At 60.1% G+C, this 6,205-nt stretch carries 6 protein-coding genes; 4 read left to right on the top strand and 2 right to left on the bottom strand.

All coding sequences use genetic code 11. From position 1 onward, the window contains the following. The 3 genes from ABW18_RS22615 to ABW18_RS22015 all read left to right on the top strand — a co-directional run. A partial coding sequence (locus ABW18_RS22615) for a winged helix-turn-helix domain-containing protein (RefSeq protein WP_160318066.1) occupies positions 1-362 on the top strand: 362 nt, incomplete at its 5' end. Beyond that, complete coding sequence (locus tag ABW18_RS22020) at positions 352-1,584, top strand: sensor histidine kinase (protein ID WP_005180010.1); 1,233 nt, start codon at positions 352-354, stop codon at positions 1,582-1,584. The genes ABW18_RS22615 and ABW18_RS22020, both read left to right, overlap by 11 nt. 47 nt (positions 1,585-1,631) lie before the next feature. Further along, positions 1,632-2,012, top strand: a complete 381-nt coding sequence (locus ABW18_RS22015; RefSeq protein ID WP_005180013.1) for a BlaI/MecI/CopY family transcriptional regulator — start codon at positions 1,632-1,634, stop codon at positions 2,010-2,012. Positions 2,013-2,065: 53 nt separating this feature from the next. On the opposite strand, the gene ABW18_RS22010 is transcribed toward ABW18_RS22015, so the two are convergent. Next, positions 2,066-2,395, bottom strand: coding sequence for a hypothetical protein (locus tag ABW18_RS22010; RefSeq protein WP_005180014.1), 330 nt, complete (start codon positions 2,393-2,395; stop codon positions 2,066-2,068). 28 nt (positions 2,396-2,423) lie between these two features. Then, positions 2,424-2,867: a hypothetical protein gene (locus ABW18_RS22005; protein ID WP_233425552.1), complete on the bottom strand. Its 444-nt coding sequence runs from the start codon at positions 2,865-2,867 to the stop codon at positions 2,424-2,426. A gap of 648 nt (positions 2,868-3,515) precedes the next feature. Here ABW18_RS22005 and ABW18_RS22000 point away from each other — a divergent pair. Beyond that, on the top strand, positions 3,516-5,951 hold the full coding sequence (locus tag ABW18_RS22000; protein ID WP_049701071.1) for an AAA family ATPase: 2,436 nt from the start codon (positions 3,516-3,518) through the stop codon (positions 5,949-5,951). Positions 5,952-6,205: the final 254 nt, after the last annotated feature.

Raw genomic sequence — 6,205 nt, 5'->3', positions numbered from 1 at the left:
GCCGACCACGGCCGACCCCAACCGGCGAGTCGCACCCGCGGACGATAGGGGAGCTCACCCTCGACCCTCAGGGTCGTGAAGTCCAGGTGGAGAGCACACCCGTGGAGCTGACTCGGACTGAGTTCGACGTTCTCGAAGCGCTCACGCGGCGGCCCGGTGTTGTGTTCAGTCGAGAGCAACTGCTCACCGAAATCTGGGGACCCGACTGGGTCGGCGATGCCCACGTCGTCGAAGTCCATGTCGCCAGTCTGCGCCGCAAACTCGGTGACAGCGCCGTAGCCGGCCGATTCATCCGCACCGTTCGCGGAGTGGGCTACCGGATGGGTGACGGCCAACCTCGAGGAGCCAGCGATGAACGATGAACGTCGACGGTTGCATATCCCCGGCAGCTTCGGCTCCCGGCTCATGCTCGCTCAAGCTATCGTCATCGCCGGCGGCGGCATCAGCGTCGCGATCGTGGCACTATTCGTGGCTCCACACACCTTCCACGACCACCTCGGCCAAGCTCGCCTCGAGCCAGGGTCAGTTCAGGCCGACCATGTCGAAGCCGCGTTCACTTCCTCGATCGTCGTCTCAATGTCTGTCGCATTGATCACCTCGACGATCCTGGCCACGGCCGTCAGCTGGTTCCTGGCTCGCCGCGTACAACAGTCAGTCGCCAGTGTCGCCCGCTCAGCCGTGGCTATTGGCGCCGGCAACTACCGCACGCGCGTACCCGATCGCCAGCTCGGCACCGAGTTCACCCAGCTCAGCCGAGCTATCAACCAACTTGCACAACGGCTGGATTCACAAGACGACATCCGTAAGCGGATGCTCTCAGACCTTGCCCACGAACTGCGCACCCCACTGACCACCATCGGCGCGATCACCGACGCCATCGAAGACGGAATCCGGGCTCCCGACTCACAGACCTTTGACGTCGTGCGCACCGCCACCACCCGCCTGCAGCGTCTCGCCGAGGACATCGCGACCGTATCCAGCGCCGACGAGCATCAGATGCCCCTCCACCCGGCGACGATCACTGTCAACGAACTGCTCATCGCGACCTACGAAGAAGCCGCCGACCTGTTCACCGACGCCAAAGTCACGCTAGGCATCGTCACCACCGCCGCGCGCGTACACGTCCATGTCGACGCCGAACGAATGAGCCAAGTACTGCTCAATCTGCTCACCAACGCGCTGCGACACAGCTCCCCGGGCCAGCGAGTCGTAGTGAAAGCCGACACCGCCCCGGCACACGCGGTGCGCATCAGCGTCGTCGACTGCGGTGACGGCATTCCCCCTCAACACCTTCCACACATCTTCGACCGCTTCTACCGCACCGACTCCTCACGCACCAGAGACGCCGGCGGCAGCGGAATCGGCCTCACCATCGCCCGCTCTATCGTCGAAGACCATGGGGGCACCTTGCTCGCCGAAAGCCTGGGAGCCGGACACGGAGCCACCTTCACCATCACGTTGCCGACCACCACCCGACGTCACATCCACCGCAGCACCCCTGGAACCGAATTCTCCGTGGCCTTCAAACACCGCACGCGTCGCGGCGCTGCCGATGCGCTCCAACGGGACCAAGCTACTAACTGAGGTAGTCCGTCGTAAGATTGACCCGCATCTAGAGATGGTGGGTGAAAATGACTGGGCTGGGTTCACTGGAACGCGCAGTGATGGACGTGCTGTGGTCAGCCGGTGCGGCGATGTCGGTGCACGACCTAGTCGAGGAACTCCACGACCGCGAACCGGCCTACACCACAGTGCTCACCGTCGTCACCAACCTGCACAAAAAAGGGTTCGTCGGTCGAGAAAAAGTCAGCCGCGCCTACCGGTACTTCCCCATGCAGACCCGTGAAGAGGCCACCTCACGCACCTTGCGTCAGGTCCTCGACGCCAGCGGGGACTCCGCGGCAGTACTGATGCACTTCGCCCAGACCGTGACACCCGCCGAGCGTGAAGTGCTCAGCGAATACCTCACCCTTAAACCTCGCCACACCCGCGGCGGCGGCACCAAAGCCTAAGCCATAGAAACCCTCCGACAAGGGAAACTCCGGCGAGGCCCAGGCCCGACTACTCAACCGGTCGCGCGCCCCTTGACTGCTGGGAGTAGACGCGCCACCAGCGCACCGGCCACACCCGCAGCGAAGGCCGCAGCACTCAGAGCCGACACCCAGTCGTGCACATCCACAGCGGTCAGCACCCGCAGCTCAACCGGATCACCGCGCCCGACTCCTGAGCGGGGGTCGGATGGCACGAGATCCGACGTTCGGAGCAGCATCACCAGCCAGAACGCGGCCACCGCCTCAAACATCACCACAGCAAGACCCACCGCACGGGAGATCGTACGGGCAGGACCGCGCGGGCCGAACCGACCCGCACGCCGCACCTCGACACCGTCAGTCATGCCCAACCATCTCCTCAGCACACCCGCATCACACCCCACTTCTACTAACCACCTTCGTATTTTGTGGCCATCGGGCGTGGGCGCCGGGAACGAGGGTCTCGAAGCAATCACCACAGGAGGCCGGCCGGGCCAGACGGAAGACTATCGCGGCCACCAGACCGAAAATCGCGATCACACTGCCAGTACGGACCCACCTCGGGGGTCGATTGAGCTCTGCCCTCAACGCCAACTCGGCAATCGGATCAGCAGGCACCACGCCAATCTCGATCGACGCGCCCGTGGCCGCGAACACGATGAACACCCACATCGACGAGGCCATCCACACCAGCGGGTCAACCATTACAGCCAACGACGCACCGTGCAGATGAGCAGAAAACAACATGAGCGCCCCAACACAGAGCAGCGCCAACACGATCACCGACGCGAAAACACCCTGGGGAGCAACCACCATCACGCCGACGGCCGCACTCACGGCCACCGCACACGAAACAAGCGCCCGCCACGCCTCCCCACCTCGATCCGGCTGACGGGCGGCGACACCACACGCTGTGACCGCACCGAACAGTCCCAGGAGTACACCTTGGGCCACAATGTTTGCGATCACCACGCCTCCAACAACACCAGTTTGAAACTATCCTCGATAGTAGTTCAGGTGTACCGGAGGGCGCTGAGTGGAGGGGGAGTAGCCCTATATCCCCGTGGATGGGGCGAGGCCTCCCGGGTCGACGCGTCTCTTGGGCTCTTGATATATTTCAACGGGCGGTTTCGGATACCAAGAGAATTGGGAAGTCGCAGAACACTGGAGTGTTGGTCGAGCTCTCGGAGATACTAAATCTTCCTGGAGACGAAACACTGGAAATCGTTCAAGGTTACGTATCCGGAATTCGGAACTCGTCAGATCTTGGATCGCGCAGGTCTCGTTCACGCGAACTGCGCCGAGTAATCGAGACCCAGTTGAGTGCGTCGTGAGTCAAAGGGTGAGTTGCGACTCCTTAGAAGTTCCGGCAGCCTGCGGAATGAAGCCTCCCGCCGGCTCTTCTTCACCGTATGCGACGTTGCCGGGCGCATCTGTCGACCTAGCCCCTACTATCGAGTCAACGTCGTTTCGCCGGAGGCTCCAATGCTGCTAACCCGAGTGCTGGTTCGGTTCTATCGGTCGTTCAACTATGACCAGGAAGCGAAGGCGGTCAGAGGAGCTGAGTACGACTGGGAGGTGATCCAGGGACGTGGGTGGTTTCCGTTCGTAGAGATCGACATCGACCCCGAAGTGACTGCGATCGTCGGTGCAAATGAATCGGGCAAGAGCCATCTCATCGGCGCGACGATGCGCGCACTGTCTGGGGCGGACATCTCGTCAGGGGACTTCTGTCGTTACTCGCAGTTGTACTCGGTCGAGGTTGGAGAGATTCGTAGCCCTGACTTCGGTGCGGAGTTTGTTTTGACCGCGCAGGACGACGTCGATGCTCTGCGAGCCGCGGGCGTGAAATTGGCCCTTGATGACCGCGTCACGTTACTCCGTATGGGAGCCGGGGATAACATGTTGATCCAAAAAGGACATCCCCCGGCTCCGCTTGATGCCAGCACCCTTGCCGGTTTGCAAGCGGTCCTTCCAAAGCCATTTCAATTGGAGACGAGGGCTAGAATCCCGGATGTCATCTCGTTCGATGCTCTCCTTGACCGAAAGCCCGGTCTCCTTAGCAGAAGGCGCGACCGATTCAAGTTTGATGATAATCCGCGCTCTGGCGGGATATCCTCCTGGCCGCAGTTGATTAATGGCATCGCTGGTGTAGCAGATCCAGCTGAGAATCCAGTCGAGCTTGAAGATACATCGGTGGCGAAGTCGGAACAGCTTGGACGCGACCTATTGCTTAATGTCGCAAGAATCTCCCCAAGCAAGTTTTCAGAACTGGAATGCGCGATCCGAGACGGCAAGGAGGGGCAAGTTGGTGCACTAATTGAGCAGATGAACCGTTCGATAGCACGGCACCTCAACTTTCGCCGCTGGTGGCGGCAGGACCGGGACTTCGAGTTGCGCCTCGCCCCGCGTGAACGAGAGGTCGCGTTCACTATACGCGACAAGACTGGCACAGACTATTCTTTTAGCGAGCGAAGCAGGGGTCTCACCTACTTTCTTGGCTACTACGTACAACTACGAGCTCACGAACGCTCGCTGACTCATACTGAGGTCCTACTCATGGACGAACCTGATGCGTATTTGTCGAGTGCCGCTCAGGCCGATCTTTTGAGGGTTCTGGACGAGTTTGCACGTCCAGAAGCGGGGGGTCGTACGGATCAAGTGATATATGTGACGCACTCCCCCTTCTTGATCAATAAGAATGCCGGTCACCGGATCCGAGTACTCGACAAGGGATCGGACCAAGAGGGCACGCGGCTCGTCAGAGACGTTGTAAATAATCACTATGAGCCTCTTCGGACGTCGATCGGTGCTCACGTTGCGGAAACTGCCTTCATTGGCGGCAATAACCTTCTTGTCGAAGGCCCTACAGATCAGATCTTGCTTACTGGTGCCTTAGCGCTGCTGCGCCGGCGGGGCCTAACTCCGAGCACACTGATCGATCTCAATGAAGTCACGATCGTGGCCTGCGCCTCTGCGAGCCATGTGCCATACATGGCCTACCTGGCACGTGGACGTGACACGCTTAAGCCTCCGTGCGTGGCCTTGCTTGACGACGATGACGCCGGTCGGGAGGCAATAACGCGATTGGCGCAAGGCGAGGCAGATCGACAGCGAGTACTCCAAGATCGACACATCGTCAATCTGGGTGATTGGGCAAAGGGGGCTGACATCAATGTCGCGTCAGGGGTGACCGTTGCTGAGCCCGAGGACCTGATTCCAGTGGCCATCGCTGTCGAAGGCGCTAGATTTTATGCCCGTCGTTTCTTAGGTATTCCTGCTTCGGATGTAAATCTGCTCCGATCCGATGATGTAAATGCCAGCCTTGCGAGCACCGGGGGGAGCCTGTTCCCTGCACTTCAAATGGCATTCTCGAGCGCCTTTTCCGGTAGAAAGTTACAAAAGGTCGGGTTCAGCAAGGAATTGGTTCACTACCTTGAGAACGCGGTTGCTGCTACCCCGAGGCCCCCGGGGTTGCTTGCGTTTGAGCAGAATTTCGCGGCTCTCGTTTCTTTCCTTCGAGATAGGCTCGACGATGCGGCGTCCTCGGAATCTAACGTTCGCGACCTGGACCGCGTCGAACGAGTTATCAAGTCTTTCGTGCGTGATCACGCCGATGGGATGTCTCGCGACGCAGCAAGTAGGGTTTTGCGGGATGTCGAAGCTGTGCTAGAAGATACCGACGAACACGATCCGATCCGCCGGCGTCTTAGCGAACTTCGCAGGCACCACAAGTTGTCTACAGATCCACTCACGGCCGTCGAAGATGGAACGGGCTTCTTGGAGTCGTTGCCTGACCTGTTGAAGCTGCCGCGGCAGTTCTTCCGCGAGCAGCTTGGAGGCGCGGTCCCTGAAGGCTCGGCGACGAGATCGCCATCAAGGCGCAAGCCTTCTAAGGGCGGGCCAACACCCGCTGCTTAAGCTCCGTGTGCACCACAGCTCAGACCGGAAAGCGGTATGCGGAACCGCGCCTCTCTCAGGCGCGTCCACGTGGGTTGTCTTTCGATCGCCGCTGTTTGGCTGGCCGTATGACTCGTCAGCACTGAACGGCGCAGAGCCATAATATGCAGCAATCGAATATGCAGGATTACCAGTACTGATATTGACCGCTGTTCTTGACTGCGGATGAAGGCGCCTCTGTCGGATGACAACGCAGTTGGGACTTTGACACCCTT

Origin of the sequence: Gordonia jacobaea (assembly GCF_001186365.1) — a bacterium.
Lineage (GTDB): Bacteria > Actinomycetota > Actinomycetes > Mycobacteriales > Mycobacteriaceae > Gordonia > Gordonia jacobaea.
The sequence above is the reverse complement of the archived record's forward strand: the minus strand, read 5'-3'. Positions and strand labels throughout refer to the sequence as shown.

Excerpts from the sequence above, each read along its gene's own strand:
- ABW18_RS22015 (WP_005180013.1), top strand. The coding sequence starts at position 1,632 with ATGACTGGGCTGGGTTCACTGGAACGCGCAGTGATGGACGTGCTGTGG.
- ABW18_RS22000 (WP_049701071.1), top strand. The coding sequence starts at position 3,516 with ATGCTGCTAACCCGAGTGCTGGTTCGGTTCTATCGGTCGTTCAACTAT.
- ABW18_RS22010 (WP_005180014.1), bottom strand. The coding sequence starts at position 2,395 with ATGACTGACGGTGTCGAGGTGCGGCGTGCGGGTCGGTTCGGCCCGCGC.
- ABW18_RS22020 (WP_005180010.1), top strand. The coding sequence starts at position 352 with ATGAACGATGAACGTCGACGGTTGCATATCCCCGGCAGCTTCGGCTCC.